Raw genomic sequence first — 17,219 nt, forward strand, 5'->3', positions numbered from 1 at the left:
TCAGAGCGAATCGCCAGCAAGCTGGCGCCTACACAAACAGGATTTCTAATGGACCGCTATTGCGTCTTCGGCAACCCCATCGGCCACAGCAAATCACCGCTGATCCATCGCCTGTTCGCCGAGCAGACCGGCCAGGCATTGACCTACGACGCACGCCTGGCGCCGCTGGATGACTTCGTTGGCGACGCCCGCGCCTTCTTCGCTGAGGGCCTGGGCGGCAATGTCACCGTGCCGTTCAAGGAAGAGGCCTTTCGCCTGGCCGACGAACTCACCGAGCGCGCCCGACGCGCCGGTGCGGTGAACACCCTGAAGAAGTTGGCAGGCGGCCGCCTGCTCGGCGACAACACCGATGGCGCCGGCTTGACCCGCGACCTGCAGGACAACGCTGGTTTCAGCCTGGCCGGCAAACGTGTCCTGATCCTCGGCGCCGGTGGTGCCGTGCGCGGCGTGCTCGAACCCTTCCTGGCGCAGAAGCCGGCGGTGCTGGTGATCGCCAACCGCACCGTGGCCAAGGCCGAGCAACTGGTGCGCGAATTCGCCGATCTCGGCCCACTGGTTGCCGCCGGATTCGACTGGATCGATGCGCCAGTCGACCTGATCGTGAACGGCACCTCGGCCAGCCTCGGCGGCGAGTTGCCGCCCATTGCACCGAGCCTGATCCAGCCCGGGCATACGGTCTGCTACGACATGATGTACAGCCGCGAGGCGACCGCCTTCAATCGATGGGCCGCCGAGTGTGGCGCGGCGCGCTGCCTGGATGGCCTGGGCATGTTGGTCGAGCAGGCGGCCGAGGCATTCGAGCTGTGGCGTGGCATGCGTCCTGACACCGCGCCGGTGCTGGCCGAGCTGCGCCGCCAACTGGCGGGCTAGCGCGCATGGACGAACACGCGCTGCCGAGGATCAGGGGCTATCACGCCCATGTCTACTTCGACGCGAGCACCCTCGATCAGGCCCGTGCGCTGTGCGAAGAAGCCGCGCGGCGCTTCCCATTGAAGATGGGGCGGATGCACGAGCGCCCGGTCGGTCCGCACCCTGACTGGAGTTGCCAGTTGGCCTTTCGTCCCGATCTGTTCGGTGAGCTGGTGCCCTGGCTGATGCAGCACCGCGACGGTCTCAACGTGCTGGTGCACCCGATCACCGATAATGAGCTGCGCGATCACCGTGACTGGCCGTTGTGGCTTGGTCAGGTGCGCCCGCTGGATCTGAGTGTGCTCGCGGACGAGTGATGGCTGCGGCGAGCTGCCTGGCTCAATCCTCGAACTGTACCGGGCAGTGCTCGGCCCCCTCCAGTTTGAGAATCTCTTCCACCACTTGCGGCCGTGCCTGGCGTAGCACCAGGCTGCGCTTCAGTGCCTGCAGGCGGCGTGCCTCCTGATGCAGCATCTCCACGCCGGCATAGTCGATGAAGTTGATGTGCCGCGCGTCGATTATCAGGCGTTGGCCGCGGCTGCGTTGCAGCAGTTGCTGGATGTACTGGCAGGCGCCGAAGAAGATCGAGCCGTCGATGCGCAGCACCTCGTCGTCGCCGTCGTGCCACAGGCGTACGCGCGGCTGCGAGGTGCGCTTGAGGTAGAAGAACAGTGAGGCCAGCACGCCGGCGTAGATCGCCGTCTGCAGCTCCAGCACCAGGGTGGCGACGAAGGTCAGCAGCATCACCACGAACTCGGCGCGACTGACCTTGCGCAGCGCCCGAATCGCCGGCAGATCCACCAGGCCCCAGCAGATCAGCAGGATGCCGGCGGCCATCACCGGCAGCGGGATATGCGTCAGCAGCGCCGTACCGAATACCGCGAACAGCGCCACCAGCAGGGCCGAGAACACCCCGGCCAGCGGTGTGCGTGCACCGGCCAGCAGGTTCAGCGCCGAGCGGGTGAAGGAGCCGGCCGACAGCGAGCCGGAGAACCACGGCCCGATCATGTTCGACAGGCCCTGGGCGCGCACTTCCTGGTTGGCATCGAGGAACTGGTGTGACTTCACTGCCAGCGCGCGGGCGATGGACAGGCTGGTGACCAGCCCGAGCATGCCGCAGGCCACCGCTGCCGGTAGCAGGCGCAGCACGTCGTCGAGGTCGAAACTCAGCATGGTCAAAGGCGGCAGGCCTCCTTTGAACGGTGCCACCAGGGCGATGTCAGCGGTGAAACGTGCCGGTAGCAGCCACGCCAGCAGACTGCCGCAGACCAGGCCGATCAGCAGTGCGGGGGCCTTTGGCCAGAGTTTGCGCACGGCCACGCTGAGCAGCAGGGTAAAGGCCGCCAGGGCCACACTCGGCCAGTGCGCCTCGGGCAGGTGCTGGCCGATCTGCAGCAGGCTGGTCAGCGCCGTGGGTTGGCTGGCGACCTCCACGCCGAGCAGATTGGGCATCTGGCCGATGGCGATCACCAGGGCCGCGCCGAGGGTGAAGCCGAGCACCACCGACTGCGAGACGAAGTTCACCAGTGCACCGAAGCGCAACAGGCCGAGCAGCCACTGGAAAAGCCCAGCGAGAAAGGTCAGCAGCAGGATCAAGGCGATGAATTCGTCACTGCCCATGCGCGCCATGGGCGTGACGCTGGTGAACAGGACGATGGAGATGGCCGCGGTCGGCCCGCAGATCAGGTGCCAGGACGAGCCCCACAGGCAGGCGATGATCACCGGTACGATGGCGGCGTACAGGCCGTATTCGGCCGGTAGTCCGGCGATCAGCGCGTAGGCCAGCGACTGCGGCAGGGCCAGGATGGCGCCGGTCAGGCCCACCAGCAGGTCGTTGCCGAGGGTCTTGCGGCTGGTGCCGGGCAACCAGCGGAGAAACGGCAGCAGGGTCTGTCGGTCGGGTAGGCGCATGGTTCGGTTCAAGGGTGGGCCGCAGGCGACTCCACCCTACTCACTTGCGGCGGTTAATTCAAAGTCGCGCCTTCACGGCGGCTAGGCCGTCGCCGCCGTCACGGGTGGTGACGCCCTGCAACCAGCCATCGAGCACCTGCGGGTTGGCCTTGAGCCAGGCCTTGATCGCCGCGTCGTTGCTGGCCTGCTTGCTCAGCACCTGATCCATGATGCTGTTCTCCATGTCCTGGGTGAACCGCAGGTTGCTCAGCAGCTTGCCGACGTTCGGGCACTGCGCGGTATATCCCTTGCGCGCCAGGGTGTTGACCAGGCCGCTGGCGCCGAAATACTTCTCGCCGCCCTTGAGGTACTTCATGTCGTACTGCACGTTCATCGGGTGCGGCGTCCAGCCGAGGAACACCACGAACTGATCGCGCTTCACCGCACGGCCGACCTGCACCAGCATCGCCTGCTCGCTGGACTCCACCAGTTTCCAGTCACCCAGGCCGAACTCGTCGGCGGCGATCATCTGCTTGATCGACTCGTTGGCCGGCGAGCCGGAGGCGATGCCGTAGAGTTTCTTGCCGAACTGGTCGGCGTGCTTGTCGAGGTCGGCGAAGGTCTTCACCCCGGCTTCATAGGCATAGGTCGGTACGGCCAGGGTGTACTCGGTGCCTTCGAGGTTCTGCGTGACCTTGTCCACTTCGCCGCTGGTGACGAACTTGTCGTAGTTGCTCTGCTGCGCCGGCATCCAGTTGCCGAGGAAGACGTCGACCTGGCCCTTCTGCAGCCCGGCGAAGATGATCGGCACGGCCAGGGTCTGGCTCTGCGCTTCGTAGCCCAGGCCATCGAGCAGGAAGCTGGCGATGCCGTTTGTCACGGCGATATCGCTCCAGCCCGGATCACCCAGCTTGACCGTGCTGCAGGCTGCATCCTCGGCCCAGACATTGCCGGCGCTGCTGAGCGCGGTGGCGAGTAACAGCACATTGAATCGGTTCATGGCGTCTCTCCTTTTTTCTTCTGTTTTGGGGGCGGCAGTCGGTAAAGGTTCATACCTGCGGGAAACGGGCGCGGCGCTCCAGGTCGTCGAGGTCGATGTGGTTGCGCATGTATTGCTGGCTGGCGTCGACCCAGGGCTGGTGATCCCAACTGGTCAGCTTGCCCTGGCTCAGCGCCTCGGCCACCAATCGGCGGCGGCGTTGGCTGGCCAGGGTGGCGGCGTGGATCGCCGGGATGTCCCAGCGTTCGCGGGCTTCGGCCAGGAAACCGGCGAGGATGCCCTTGTGCTCGTTGCAGTCGGCCAGGTTATGAAGCTCCTGCGGGTCGCTGTCGAGGTTGAACAGCAGCAGCGGGTCCTGCTCGGAATAGACGAATTTCCAGGGGCCACGACGAATCATCATCAGCGGGCTGAGCGTGCCTTCGGCCATGTATTCGCCGAGCACTTCGTCATGGCCGCCTTCGCCCTTGAGGTGCGGCAGCAGTGAGTGGCCTTCCAGCTCCAGGTCGGCATCGACCTGGCCGCCGGCCAGTTCCACCAGGGTCGGCAGCAGATCGAGGGTGGAGACCGACTGGCTGACCCGATGCGCGGCGAAGCGCTTCGGCGCATGCACCAGCAGCGGTACGCGGGCGGCCATCTCGAACCAGTGCATCTTGTACCAGAGGCCGCGCTCGCCAAGCATGTCGCCGTGGTCGCCGGAGAAGACGATCAGAGTGTCCTCGGCTAAACCGCATTCCTCCAGGGTTTTGAGCAGCTTGCCGATATTGTCGTCGATATAGCTGCAGGCGCCGAAGTAGGCGCGGCGGGCGTCGCGGATCTTGTCCGCCGGCAGCGGCTTGTCCCACAGATCGATGACCTTGAGCAGGCGCTGCGAGTGCGGATCCTGCTCGGCCTGCTCGATGTGTTGGCGCGGCATGGGAATGTCCACGCCTTCGTAGCGATCCCAGTATTCGCGGGGGATGGTGTAGGGGTCGTGCGGGTGGGTCATCGATACGGTCAGGCAGAACGGCTGTTCGGGCGTCAGACGCACGTGGTCGTAGAGATACTGGCGCGCCTTGAACACCACCTCCTCGTCGAAATCCAGTTGGTTGCTGCGCACGCAGGGGCCGGCCTGCAGCACCGAGGACATGTTGTGGTACCAGCTGGCGCGCACGTCCGGCTCGTCCCAGTTCACCGCCCAGCCATAGTCGGCCGGATAGATATCGCTGGTCAGGCGCTCCTCATAGCCATGCAACTGATCCGGGCCGCAGAAGTGCATCTTGCCCGACAGCGCCGTGCGGTAGCCGAGGCGGCGCAGGTAGTGGGCGTAGGTGGGCACGTCGGCGGGAAAATCCGCAGCGTTGTCATAGGCGCCGATCTTCGAGGGCAGGCGGCCGCTGACCAGGGTGAAGCGCGACGGTGCGCAAAGCGGGCTGTTGCAGTAGGCCGAGTCGAACACGACGGCCTGTTCGGCCAGCTTCATCAGGTTGGGCATCTGCACCGGCGAGGCGGCATCGTGCAGCGGCAGGATCGGTGCGGCCATCTGGTCGGCCATGATGAAGAGGATGTTCGGGCGCTTCATGGTGGCGGCTATTCCATACTGTATGTTTATGCGACAGTGCTGGCTCCATGATTCCGGTAGAACGGCAGCAGGGTAAACCCGGCTGCGGCACATGCCTCGGATAAGTAGAGCTTATGTTTAAAGCCATCGATGGGCTGTCGCTCGACGCGCTGCGGGTGTTCGAGTCGGCGGCGCGGCAGCTCAGTTTCACCGCCGCCGCCAGCGAACTGGGCAGCAGTCAGCCGGCCATCAGTCAGCAGATCAAGCGTCTGGAGCAGCAACTGGCCACGCGCCTGTTCGACCGCGTCTACCGGGGCATCGTGCTGACCGAGGCCGGCGAGCTGCTGCTGGCCCACGTGCAGGAGGGGCTGGCCAGCCTCGATGCCGGGCTCGTCGCCGTCACCGCACGCCAGCAGCATGAAGTGTTGCAGGTAGCCACCGATTTCGCCTTTGCCGCCTATTGGCTGATGCCGCGGCTGCAGCGTTTCAATCGTCTTTACCCCGACGTGGACGTCAGCCTGATCACCAGCGAGCGCGACCCGGCCACGGTGCCCAGCGATATCGACGTGGCAATTCGCTTCGGTGACGGCCGCTTCAAGCATGGCGAAGCGCACCTGCTGTTCCGCGAGGAGGTGTTTCCGGTGTGCAGTCCGCGTCTGCTCGGCGCGCGTCAGCCTCCGTTGCCGACCGATGTGCTGACCGAACTGCCACTGCTGCACCTGCGCCCGGAACACCGTTCGCGCTGGTTCGATTGGGAGGGCCTGTTCCGCGCCCTCGGCATCGCCAGCCTGCCAACGCCCGGCGCGCTGCGTTTCGACAACTACACCCTGCTGATCCAGGCCGCCATTGCCGGGCAAGGCGTGGCCATCGGTTGGCGCCATCTGGTGGATGAACTTCTCGCGCAGGGGCTGCTCTGTCGTCTGGGTGACGCTGAAGCGCACTCGGCGCTCGGCTATTACCTTGTGCTGCCCGAGCGCAAACGCCGCCAGCGCCTGACCGCGCGTTTCGTCGGCTGGCTGCAGGAGGAGCTGGATTCGCCGGCAGCGACCGTTTGACCGAGCCATACTGCAATAGCCAGGCGTGATCCTTATACTGAGCGCCGCCGCACACCGCCACCCCGCGAAATGTGCTTGTGGCCCCTCCACTCCAACCGGTGATCTGAACCGTGAAACTCCGTCATTCGATTTTGGGCCTGCTGCTGTGCGGTAGCCTTGTTGTTTCGAACCTCCAGGCCGCGCCGGCCCAGCCCAAGCAGGAGCTGGCTGCCGGTAGTGCATTGCTGATCGATCTGAAAACCGGCCAGGAGCTGTATTCCAGCAACCCGGACCTGCGCCTGCCGGTTGCCTCGGTCACCAAGCTGATGACCGCTATGGTGGTGCTCGACGCCAAGCTGCCGCTGGACGAGGTGCTGCCGATCACCATCCGCGATACCCAGGAAATGCAGGGCGTGTTCTCCCGCGTGCGCATTGGCAGCGAGATCACCCGCCGCGACATGCTGCACCTGGCGCTGATGTCCTCGGAGAACCGTGCCGCCGCCAGCCTCGCGCACCATTATCCGGGCGGCCACGCGGCCTTCGTCGCTGCGATGAACGCCAAGGCCAGGGCGCTGGGGATGCACAACAGCCACTTCGTCGAACCTACCGGCCTGTCCGAACAGAACGTTGCCACCGCCCGTGATCTGGCGCTGATGGTTAAGGCGGCCAACCAGTACCCGCTGATCCACCAGTTCAGTACCGATTCCGAAGCCACCGTGGCCTTCCGCAAGCCCAACTACACCCTGGGCTTTCGCAATACCAATGCACTGGTGCGCAAGGCGGACTGGAACATCAACCTGAGCAAGACCGGCTTCACCAATGCCGCTGGTCGTTGCCTGGTGATGGCCACCACCATCGCCAACCGTCCGGTGGCCTTCGTGGTGCTCGGTGCCTTTGGCAAGTACACCCATATGGCCGACGCCAACCGCCTCAAGCGCTGGATGGAGACCGGCAAGGTCACCCCGGTGCCGGCTGCTGCGCTCAGCTACAAGCAGCAGAAGCTGGCCGAGTGGAGCCTGCAGGCCGCGCAGTGACCTCAAGTTGATGATGCAAAAAGGGCGACTCATCGAGTCGCCCTTTTTCGTTGTGCTGTCGTGCAGCCCGGATGCAATCCGGGCTAAGGTCAATCTTCCTCAGTCGTGGTGTTCAGCGCGGGCAGCCCAGCCGCTCGCTGAGGAAATCGAGAAAACAGGTGATGCGCGACGCCAGCGCGGTGTTGCGGTAGTACACCGCGTTGATTGGCTGACGTACCTCCACGCGCTGTTCGGCCAGCACCTCCACCAGCGCGCCGCTGGCGCGAGCGGTATCGGTCATGAAGTCCGACAGGCACACCAGCCCCTCGCCGGCCAGCGCCAGTTCGAGAATGGTGTCGCCGCTGGAGGCACGCAGGCTCGGAGTAATGCGCCAGCGCTCGCCAAGGGCATGACGCAGCGGCCACTCATTGAGGCTGTCGGGTTCGGTGAAACCGATCAGGCTGTGTCCGGGCAGGTCTTCGGTGTGTAGCGGTGTGCCATGCCTGCTTAGGTACTCCGGGCTGGCCAGAACGCGACGATAGCTGTGACACAGCGGCCGGGCGTGCAGGCTGGAGTCCGGCAGGTGGCCGATGCGGATGGCCAGGTCGGTGCGCCGTTCCAGCAGATCGATGATGCGGTCGTCGCTGTTCAGCTCAAGTTCGATTTGCGGGTAAAGCGCGCGGAATTCGCCGATCAGCGGCACGATCGCATGCAGCATGAAGGGCGAGGCGGTGTTGATTCGCAAGCGTCCTGCCGGTGCCTGGCTGCGCAGGGTCATCTGTTCCTCGGCCTCCTCGACGCTGCTGAGGATGCGCCGCGCCTGAGCCAGGAACACCTCGCCCTCTTCGGTCAGCTCCAGGCGCCGGGTGGTGCGGCGTAGCAGGGTGACACCGAGCTTTTCCTCCAGACGGCTCAGTGCGCGGCTGACACCGGAGGCGGTTTGTTCGAGCTGTTCGGCCGCGGCGCTGATCGAACCACTGTCGACCACGCTGACGAAGGCGAGCATTTCTTCCAGGCTGGTCTTCATTGTTGAGCTTCAGTCAAAGGTGTTTGTTGGGAGGTTCGCTTTTTCCGCATGAGTCTGGCGCGGATACTGCTCCCTCTCAACCCCCCGCTCGCCGTCAGACAGAGGGCTGCAACTTTTTCGCGGACCACGAGGCCGAATCTTTCCGTACCCGTTCCGGCCCATGCTCGGCCAGCGCTTCGCAAGCTATGAGGAGATCTTCATGAAGTTCATTCCCCCCTTCGGTCTTGGCACTTTTCGCCTCAAGGATCAGGTCGCCATCGACTCGGTACGCACCGGCCTCGAGCTGGGTTACCGACATGTCGACACGGCGCAGATTTACGGCAACGAGGCCGCTGTCGGCCAGGCACTCGCCGACAGCGGCGTGGCCCGTGACGAGTTGTTCGTCACCACCAAGGTCTGGACCGATAACCTCGGCAGTGGCCGGGTTATCCCCAGCCTGCGTGAGAGCCTGCAGCGGCTGGGCCTGGAACGGGTCGATCTGACCCTGATCCACTGGCCGTCGCCGAACGACGAGATTCCCGTGGCGCAGTATCTGGGCGAGTTGCTCGAGGCCAAACGCCAGGGGCTGACCGCGGCCATTGGTGTGTCCAACTTCACCATCGCCCATTTGCGTCAGGCCATCGAAGCCGTGGGCGTGGACGAGATCGCCACCAACCAGGTGGAAATCCATCCGCTGCTGCAGAACCGCAAGCTGGTGGCATTCGCCCGGCAGCAGGGTATCCATCTGACCGCCTACATGCCGCTGGCCTACGGCAAGGTGCTGGCCGAGCCGGTGATCCAGCGCATCGCCGCCGCCCATGGCGCCAGCCCGGCACAGGTCGCCCTGGCCTGGTCGCTGCAGCAGGGCTATACGGTGATCCCCTCCTCGACCAAGCGCGAGAACCTGGCCGCCAACCTGGCCGCTGCCGAGCTGCGCCTGAGCACCGAAGACATGGCTGCCATCGAGGCGCTGGATCGTGGCGAACGCGTTGCCAACCCGGGCTTTGCGCCGCGCTGGGATTGAGCCGTGCGTGTGGGGGCGCATGGCGCACCTGACCATGAATGTGTGGGAGGGGCTTTAGCCGCGACTCTGGTTTCTATCTGCCGCCAGCTATATCGATCAGCGCCCCGGTGGTGTAGCTGGCTTTATCACCGAGCAGCCAGACGATCGCCTCGGCGACTTCCTCGGCCCGCCCGGCGCGCCCCAACGGTGTCGCCTTGCCCAGACGCTCGGCGCGATCCGGCTGGCCGCCGCTGGCGTGGATCTCGGTATCGATCAGCCCCGGACGCACGGCATTGACCCGCACACCCTCACCGCCCAGCTCCTTGGCCAGGCCGCGGGTCAGCACGTCCATGGCGCCTTTCGCCCCGGCATAGTCGACGTACTCGAAGGGCGAACCGAGGCTGGCGGCTACCGATGACACCAGCACCATCGAACCACCGTCGCCACCGCGGCTACGAGCCATGCGCCGCGCACCTTCGCGAGCGGTCAGGTAGCTGCCCAGCACATTGACGTCGAACATACGGCGCAGGCGCTCGCCGCTCATCTCCAGTAACGGCATGGGCGGCGCGACGATCCCGGCGTTGACCACCAACCCGTGCAGCGGGCCGAGTTCGTCCATTGCCTCGAACAGGCGCTGTACATCCTCTTCGTGCGCGACATCACCGGGCAGGGCTATGGCCTTGCCGCCCATGGCTTCGATCTGCGCCACCACCTCATCGGCGGCGGCGCGGTCGCTGCGGTAATTGACGCCGACCGTCCAGCCGCCAGCGGCGGCCAGCAAGGCGGTAGCTCGACCGATGCCGCGGCTGGCACCGGTTATCAGCAGGTTCTTGCTCATGGCTGGGCTCCTTGTCGTTTCGGTCCTCAGGTTGCCGAATTTGCGCGTGGCTCGCTACTGCCGACGTGGCCCGACGAATGGCATGCCTATGTTGGCGCCTCTAGGACGGGCAGCGCGGGCGGGCTGCACTGTTCGGCCTCCGGCAATAGCTGAGCAAAAAAGTGGGATATGGATAAATAGTGATATAAGATCACTCTCTTATTCTTTATAGAAATATAACTCCTGGCGCAGGTGCTGCGCTGAACTCATGCAAGAAGGAGGTGCGATGGAGCACAACATATCCCTCATCACCATGTTGGCCGGTGGCTTCGGTCTGGCCCTGATCTTCGGATTCTTGGCGGAAAAGCTGAAGCTGCCGGCGTTGGTGGGTTATCTCTTGGCAGGTATCGCTCTGGGGCCGGCGACGCCTGGCATGGTTGCGGACATGGCACTGGCGCCTCAGCTGCTGGAAATCGGCGTGATGTTGCTGATGTTCGGTGTTGGCCTGCACTTCTCTCTGAAAGACCTGCTGGCCGTGAAGAAGATCGCCCTGCCCGGTGCGGTGGTGCAGATGAGCATGGCCACCGTGCTTGGCCTTGGCGTGGCCAGCTGGTGGGGTTGGACCTTCGGTGAAAGCCTCCTGCTCGGGTTGTCGCTGTCCTGTGCCAGCACCGTGGTGCTGCTCAAGGCGCTGGATACGCGCGGCATCACCGATTCGATGAATGGTCGTATCGCCGTGGGTTGGCTGGTGGTGGAAGACCTCGCCACCGTGCTGGTGCTGGTCTTGCTGCCGCCGCTGGCCGGCATGCTCGGTGGCAAGGTGATCGGCGCCGATGCCGGCACGCCGCTGTGGCAGGTCCTGGGCATGACAATGCTGCAGGTGGCCGGCTTCATCGTGCTGATGCTGGTGGTTGGGCGTCGCGTGTTGCCCTGGTTGCTGCTGCAGATCGCCAAGACCGGTTCGCGTGAGCTGTTCACGCTCTCCGTCGTTGCCGCTGCCATCGGTATCGCCTACGGTGCAGCGGTGCTGTTCCATGTGTCTTTCGCCCTTGGCGCGTTCTTCGCTGGCACGGTGATGCGCGAGTCGGACCTCTCGCACCGTGCGGCCGAGGAGTCGCTGCCGCTGCGTGATGCGTTCTCGGTCCTGTTCTTCGTCTCGGTAGGCATGCTGTTCGAGCCGGCCGTACTGATCGAGGAGCCGCTGCACGTTCTTGCCGTGGTGGCCATCATCATCCTCGGCAAGGGGCTAGCCGCAGCATTGCTGGTTCTGGCCTTCCGCTACCCGCTGAGCACGGCGCTGACCGTGGCGGCGAGCCTGGCACAGATCGGGGAGTTCTCCTTCATCCTCGCGGGCTTGGGCAAGGACCTCGGCCTACTCTCGGCCGAAGGAATGAGCCTGGTACTGGCGGGTGCGCTGATTTCCATCGCCCTCAATCCACTGGTATTTGCCTGCGTCAAACCGCTCAAGGACCTGGCGCTGCGGCGTTCGGCCCTGGCGCGTCGTCTCGAGTTCCGCGAGGACCCGCTGGCAGTGCTGCCAGCGACTACCGAGCGCAAGTACCTCGAGGGGCAGGTGGTGGTGGTCGGTTATGGCCGTGTTGGCCGGCGTATCGCCAAGGCGCTGCTCGAGCGTGGCATCCCCTTCGTCGTGGTCGAGCAGAATCGCGAGCGCGTCGAGCAGATCCGTGGCCAGGGCATCGCCGCGGTCAGCGGTGACTCGGCCGAGCCGGGCACACTGATCCAGGCACATATCGCCAAGGCGGCGATGCTGGTGATCGCCACGCCCGATCCACTGCACGTGCAGCGCATGGTCGAAACTGCGCGCATGCTCAACCCAGGTATCGACGTGGTGATCCGTACGCATAGCCCTGATGCAGTGGAAATCTTCCGCCGCGATGCCATCGGCACGGTGTTCTTCGACGAGGAAGAGCTGGCGCGCGGGATGAAGAATCACATTCTCTCCAGGTTCGCTCCTCAGGAAACCGAGGGCCACACACCGGCTCACGGGCACTGACAGCGGCACCCTGAGAAGCCGTTGACGGTGCACACCGTCAGCGGCTGTTCCCTATCGGCGCATGACGCCTGCCACCTCGGGCGTTACCATGCGCGCCCATTAGCTTGTCCATAGCCACTCATGAAACCCGCCTCTCTGCGCGCCGACCTGCTGGCCGGCCTGACCTCGTCCTTCGCCCTGGTGCCCGAGTGCATCGCCTTCGCCCTGGTGGCGCAGGTCAACCCGCTTATGGGCCTGTACGGCGCCTTCATCATCTGCACCCTCACGGCGCTGTTCGGTGGCCGGCCAGGGATGATTTCCGGCGCGGCCGGTTCGATGGCGGTGGTGATCGTCGCCCTGGTGGTGCAACACGGTGTGCAGTACCTGCTCGCCACGGTGCTGCTCGGTGGCGTGCTGATGATCCTGTTCGGTCTGTTGCGCCTGGGCAAGTTGATCCGCATGGTGCCGCACCCGGTGATGCTGGGCTTCGTCAACGGCCTGGCGATCGTCATCGCGATGTCGCAACTGGAGCACTTCCATACCGACAGTGGCTGGCTGCAGGGCGCCGCGCTGTCCTGGATGCTCGGGCTGGTGGCGCTGACCATGGCGGTGGTCTACCTGTTACCGAAGCTGACCCGCGCGGTACCGCCTGCGTTGGTGGCGATTCTCGGCGTCGGCTTGCTGGTGTACCTGCTCGATCTGCCCACGCGCACCCTTGGCGACATGGCGCACATCGCCGGCGGCTTGCCGCAGTTCGCCCTGCCGGACATTCCCTGGAATCTGGAAACGCTGCAAATCATCGCGCCTTACGCGGTGTTGATGGCGTTGGTCGGCCTGCTGGAAACCCTACTGACCCTCAACCTCACCGACGAGATTACCCAGAGCCGCGGTATGACCAACCGTGAGTGCGTGGCGCTCGGTGCGGCCAACATGGTCTCCGGCGCGTTCGGCGGCATGGGCGGCTGCGCGATGATCGGCCAGACCGTGATCAATCTCAGCTCTGGCGGGCGTGGTCGGATCTCCGGCGTGGTGGCCGGGGTGATGATCCTGCTCTTCGTGCTGTTCCTCTCGCCGCTGATCGAGCGTATTCCGTTGGCGGCGCTGGTGGGTGTGATGTTCGTGGTGGCGCAGCAGACCTTCGCCTGGGGCTCGCTGCGCGTGGCCGGCAAGGTGCCGGCCAACGATGTGCTGGTCATCGTCGCGGTGACCGCCATCACCGTGGCCACCGACCTGGCCACGGCTGTGCTCTGCGGCATCGTCATCGCTGCGCTCAATTTCGCCTGGCAGCACGCTCGCGAGCTGTATGCCGACAGCGATATGCAGGCCGATGGCAGCAAGTTGTACCGCGCCCACGGTACGCTGTTCTTCGCCTCCTGCACCACCTTCCTGGCGCAGTTCGAGCCGGCCGATGACCCGCAGCAGGTGACCCTGGACTGTCGCCACCTGAGCTTCGTCGACTACTCGGCCATCGCCGCACTGAAGACCCTGCGCGAGCGTTACGAGCGCGCGGGCAAGCATCTGCGCGTGGTGCATTTGTCCGAGCGTTGCAAGCAGTTGCTCAAGCGAGCGGGCGAATGACCCTGCGCGGCCAGGGAACCGTCGTGTCAGGGGGCTGATAAAAACTGAGATTTCCCTGCAATAAACAAGAGGTCTTTCTCAGAACAGCCAGGCAACACCACCGCCCGGTGGACTGGGCCGATCAGGTAAAGTAGCGTGCGCAATTGATCACAAGGATGCTTTCAGGACACCAGGATGTGTAAGACAACTCTCTTTACTGCCTCTATTCTCGCCAGCCTGCTACTCAGTGGCTGTGATAAAGACTTCGCCAGTCTGACTTTCGAAAACTCACTGAGCGCCCGCCGTGATATGAGCGGTGAGATTGCTCCACGCCACCGAGAGGCGTTGGCCGATCTGTTCGGTGCCAATGGTATCGATCCGGCCATCATCGGAATGCGCACGAAGAACCCCCAAGGCACGATTATCGTGCTCAGCGAGCCGTTTTTCGGAGGATTGGAGCCCGCTCAGAAGCAGGTCTTGCAGAAGGCTCTGCAATCCATCATCGACGCTCGCGGCAAGCCTGTTGGCTTGACCCTGACCTTGCATACGCAAGACATCCAGAACGTCAGTGATTCGGATAAGCGCAAGGCAGCGGAATTGCCAGAGCAGTACCACCTGAAGATCACGCTGGGAGAGGCTGAGGTTGCGGTTCGCTTTGGCATCTCCGACGTGCTGGATGCCGCTTTGCAGCAACAGACAACCATGAACACCGAGGGATTTTGTGCCGTTACGGCAGAGAGCGAAGCGACCCTGCCGTTCAACCAGCTCGTTACCAGAGTGAACGACGACGGTAGCCTTTCCTACATGCTGCAGGGCGGATACTCGCACCCCGGATTTCCCCAAGAGCTACCGGTTGATGTGCAGTTCGACGACCCGGAACTGCAGTTCCTGCTGGAGCAGGGCAAAATCAGTCTGGTACCACCCATAAATACTTTTCAAGCGCTCAAACAGAAAACCCCCTTCTCGATCACGACCGGCTCACTGGGGGAGATACAGCACGAAGCCGGCAAACTCGATTACATGTCCATGAATAGCCTGAAAGTTAAGTGCTCGGACATGACCACCGCACTGGGGCGCCCGTTCACTTACCACATGGGCGTGTCCACTGATCAATTGACCTCGGTGAGGTTTTACTGAGGCTCCAAGCCGCCGGCTTAGGCTACAGCTAGGCTACGAGCGCAGAATCCTGCCCACAAAAAACCGCTGACAGCTCACGCCATCAGCGGTTCTTATGTAGCCGAGCGGTTGGCTCAGCGGCGTGCGCCGCGTACCCCTTCGGCCAGTTCGCGGCACAGGCCGAGTACGCCGTCGATGGCTTGCTGCGGGCTCTGCGCCTCGGCGATCTTGTCGATCAGCGCCGAGCCGACCACCGCACCCTCGGCGCGCTTGGCCACCTCGGCGGCGTGCTGCGGGGTGCGGATGCCGAAACCGATGCACACGGGCAGGTCGGTGTGACGACGCAGGCGCGCCACGGCTTCTTCGACGTGATCCATGGTCGCCGCGCCGGCGCCGGTGACGCCGGCCACCGACACGTAGTAGACGAAGCCGGAGCTGCCGGCCAGCACGGTGGGCAGGCGGTCGTCGTCGGTAGTCGGCGTGGTCAGGCGGATGAAGTCGATGCCTGCGCTCTGCGCCGGTTCGCACAGCTCGTCGTTGTGCTCCGGCGGCAGGTCGACCACGATCAGGCCGTCGACCCCGGCTTCTTTGGCGTCACTGATGAAGCGTTCGACGCCGTAGCAGAAGATCGGGTTGTAGTAGCCCATCAGTACCAGCGGCGTGCTCTGGTTACCCGTACGGAATTCGCGAACCATCTGCAGGGTTTTCTGCATGTTCTGCTTGCCGTCCAGCGCGCGGATGTTGGCGAGCTGGATGGCCGGGCCGTCGGCCATCGGATCGGTGAACGGCATGCCCAGCTCGATCACGTCGGCACCGGCGTCCGGCAGGCCCTTGAGGATGCTCAGCGAGGTGGCGTAGTCGGGGTCACCAGCGGTGATGAAGGTCACCAGCGCGGCGCGGTTTTCCGTTTTCAGTTCGGCGAAACGGTTCTGCAGGCGGCTCATGCGTGTTTCTCCTGTTCACCCATGTGGTGCATCACGGTTTGCATGTCCTTGTCGCCACGACCGGACAGGTTGATCACCATCAGGTGATCCTTGGGCAGCTTGGGTGCGCGTTTGAAGGCCTCGGCCAGCGCGTGGGCGCTTTCCAGGGCTGGGATGATGCCTTCCAGGCGGCAGCAATGGTGGAAGGCTTCGAGGGCCTCGTCATCGCTGATCGGCACGTATTCGACGCGCTTGATCTCGTGCAACCAGGCGTGTTCCGGGCCGACGCCGGGATAGTCGAGGCCAGCGGAGATCGAGTGAGCATCGGTGATCTGGCCGTCCTCGTCCTGCAGCAGGAAGGTGCGGTTGCCGTGCAGCACGCCCGGCGCGCCACCGGCCATGCTCGCCGCATGCTTGCCGGTGTCGATGCCATGACCGGCTGCCTCGACGCCGACGATCTGCACGCCCTGGTCATCGAGGAAGGGGTGGAACAGGCCGATGGCGTTGGAGCCGCCGCCGATGCAGGCCACCAGCGAGTCGGGCAGGCGCCCTTCCTTCGCCATGATCTGCTCGCGTACTTCGTTGCCGATCACCGACTGGAAGTCGCGCACCATGGCCGGGTACGGGTGCGGGCCGGCGGCAGTGCCGATCAGGTAGAAGGTGTTGTGGACGTTGGTCACCCAGTCGCGCAGGGCCTCGTTCATGGCGTCCTTGAGGGTGCCGGTGCCGGCGGTGACCGGGATCACCTCGGCGCCGAGCAGCTTCATGCGAAAAACGTTGGCCTGCTGGCGGTCGATGTCGGTGGTGCCCATGTACACCACGCACTGCATGCCGAAGCGCGCGGCCACGGTGGCGGTGGCCACGCCGTGCATGCCGGCGCCGGTCTCGGCGATGATGCGCTGCTTGCCCATGCGCTTGGCCAGGAGGATCTGGCCGATGCAGTTGTTGATCTTGTGCGCGCCGGTGTGGTTCAGGTCTTCGCGCTTGAGGTAGATCTTCGCCCCGCCGAAGTGCTGGCTCAGGCGCTCGGCGAAATACAGCGGGCTGGCGCGGCCAATGTAGTCGCGCTGGAAGTAGGCCAGTTCTTCGAGGAAGGCCGGATCGTTCTTGGCCTTCTCATATTCGGCGGCCAGCGAGTTGATCAGCGGCATCAGGGTTTCGGCGACGAACTGACCGCCGAAGCGGCCGAACAGGCCGCGAGCGTCGGGGCCGGTGCGAAATGAGGTCATGGCGTGCTCCTTGTCGACAGCGTTGGGCTGGCAGGGCGAGTGAGTGATGGGGCCATTCTATCCCCATGAGGCGCGGCGAAAAGCGATTTGATTGTGATGACTCGTCAGAAAATCTCACGGGTTATGTCTGTGCGTCATGCCACATTTCCCAACTCGCCGCCGGGCGGTACAGAACTCGGCCGCGCCTGATCA

Annotated in this window: 15 protein-coding genes; 8 read left to right on the top strand and 7 right to left on the bottom strand. The window is 64.3% G+C overall.

The window, feature by feature from the left end; translation table 11 throughout:
• The first annotated feature begins 48 nt into the window (after positions 1–48).
• Both aroE and EL191_RS00445 read left to right on the top strand, forming a co-directional pair.
• Positions 49–870, top strand: coding sequence for a shikimate dehydrogenase (aroE, locus tag EL191_RS00440; protein ID WP_041975723.1), 822 nt, complete (start codon positions 49–51; stop codon positions 868–870).
• A 5-nt stretch (positions 871–875) separates the two neighbouring features.
• Positions 876–1,226 (top strand): DOPA 4,5-dioxygenase family protein, encoded by a 351-nt coding sequence (locus tag EL191_RS00445; RefSeq protein ID WP_041975725.1) that lies wholly within the window; start codon positions 876–878, stop codon positions 1,224–1,226.
• A gap of 22 nt (positions 1,227–1,248) precedes the next feature.
• Here EL191_RS00445 and EL191_RS00450 read toward each other — a convergent pair whose 3' ends face one another.
• Genes EL191_RS00450 through betC form a run of 3 tightly spaced genes read right to left on the bottom strand, consistent with a single transcriptional unit; the run spans position 1,249 to position 5,357 of the window.
• Positions 1,249–2,820 carry a SulP family inorganic anion transporter gene (locus tag EL191_RS00450; protein WP_041975727.1) on the bottom strand — a complete coding sequence of 524 codons (1,572 nt, stop codon included), beginning with the start codon at positions 2,818–2,820 and terminating at the stop codon, positions 1,249–1,251.
• Between the two features lie 58 nt (positions 2,821–2,878).
• Entirely contained in the window at positions 2,879–3,799 is a 921-nt protein-coding gene (choX, locus tag EL191_RS00455; protein WP_041975729.1) for a choline ABC transporter substrate-binding protein, read from the bottom strand.
• Positions 3,800–3,848: 49 nt separating this feature from the next.
• A complete protein-coding gene (betC, locus tag EL191_RS00460; protein WP_041975730.1) occupies positions 3,849–5,357 on the bottom strand; it encodes a choline-sulfatase in 1,509 nt (502 codons plus the stop codon).
• Between the two features lie 113 nt (positions 5,358–5,470).
• On the opposite strand from betC, the gene EL191_RS00465 reads away from it, so the two are divergent.
• Together EL191_RS00465 and pbpG are read left to right on the top strand one after the other, a co-directional pair.
• Positions 5,471–6,391, top strand: coding sequence for a choline sulfate utilization transcriptional regulator (locus EL191_RS00465; protein ID WP_041975731.1), 921 nt, complete (start codon positions 5,471–5,473; stop codon positions 6,389–6,391).
• Between the two features lie 110 nt (positions 6,392–6,501).
• Positions 6,502–7,404, top strand: a complete 903-nt coding sequence (gene pbpG, locus EL191_RS00470) for a D-alanyl-D-alanine endopeptidase (RefSeq protein WP_041769307.1) — start codon at positions 6,502–6,504, stop codon at positions 7,402–7,404.
• Between the two features lie 112 nt (positions 7,405–7,516).
• Here pbpG and EL191_RS00475 read toward each other — a convergent pair whose 3' ends face one another.
• Positions 7,517–8,410, bottom strand: a complete 894-nt coding sequence (locus EL191_RS00475; RefSeq protein WP_041975732.1) for a LysR substrate-binding domain-containing protein — start codon at positions 8,408–8,410, stop codon at positions 7,517–7,519.
• Between the two features lie 199 nt (positions 8,411–8,609).
• Between EL191_RS00475 and dkgB the strand changes: the two genes are divergently transcribed.
• Positions 8,610–9,413, top strand: coding sequence for a 2,5-didehydrogluconate reductase DkgB (dkgB, locus tag EL191_RS00480; protein ID WP_041975860.1), 804 nt, complete (start codon positions 8,610–8,612; stop codon positions 9,411–9,413).
• A gap of 73 nt (positions 9,414–9,486) precedes the next feature.
• Here dkgB and EL191_RS00485 read toward each other — a convergent pair whose 3' ends face one another.
• The gene (locus EL191_RS00485) at positions 9,487–10,230 is read right to left on the bottom strand and encodes an SDR family oxidoreductase (RefSeq protein WP_041975733.1); all 744 of its coding nucleotides are present in this window, start codon (positions 10,228–10,230) and stop codon (positions 9,487–9,489) included.
• A gap of 265 nt (positions 10,231–10,495) precedes the next feature.
• Here EL191_RS00485 and EL191_RS00490 point away from each other — a divergent pair, with 265 nt between their 5' ends.
• The 3 genes from EL191_RS00490 (at position 10,496) to EL191_RS00500 (ending at position 14,896) form a co-directional block, all read left to right on the top strand.
• Positions 10,496–12,223 carry a cation:proton antiporter domain-containing protein gene (locus EL191_RS00490; RefSeq protein ID WP_041975734.1) on the top strand — a complete coding sequence of 576 codons (1,728 nt, stop codon included), beginning with the start codon at positions 10,496–10,498 and terminating at the stop codon, positions 12,221–12,223.
• Positions 12,224–12,343: 120 nt separating this feature from the next.
• On the top strand, positions 12,344–13,780 hold the full coding sequence (locus tag EL191_RS00495; protein ID WP_041975735.1) for a SulP family inorganic anion transporter: 1,437 nt from the start codon (positions 12,344–12,346) through the stop codon (positions 13,778–13,780).
• 174 nt (positions 13,781–13,954) lie between these two features.
• A complete protein-coding gene (locus tag EL191_RS00500; protein ID WP_041975736.1) occupies positions 13,955–14,896 on the top strand; it encodes a hypothetical protein in 942 nt (313 codons plus the stop codon).
• Positions 14,897–15,009: 113 nt separating this feature from the next.
• Here EL191_RS00500 and trpA read toward each other — a convergent pair whose 3' ends face one another.
• Positions 15,010–15,819 carry a tryptophan synthase subunit alpha gene (trpA, locus tag EL191_RS00505; protein WP_041975737.1) on the bottom strand — a complete coding sequence of 270 codons (810 nt, stop codon included), beginning with the start codon at positions 15,817–15,819 and terminating at the stop codon, positions 15,010–15,012.
• Positions 15,816–17,027 (bottom strand): tryptophan synthase subunit beta, encoded by a 1,212-nt coding sequence (gene trpB, locus EL191_RS00510; RefSeq protein ID WP_041975738.1) that lies wholly within the window; start codon positions 17,025–17,027, stop codon positions 15,816–15,818. The genes trpA and trpB overlap by 4 nt, the downstream gene beginning before the upstream one ends.
• Positions 17,028–17,219: the final 192 nt, after the last annotated feature.

This window comes from Pseudomonas mendocina (assembly GCF_900636545.1).
Lineage (GTDB): Bacteria > Pseudomonadota > Gammaproteobacteria > Pseudomonadales > Pseudomonadaceae > Aquipseudomonas > Aquipseudomonas mendocina.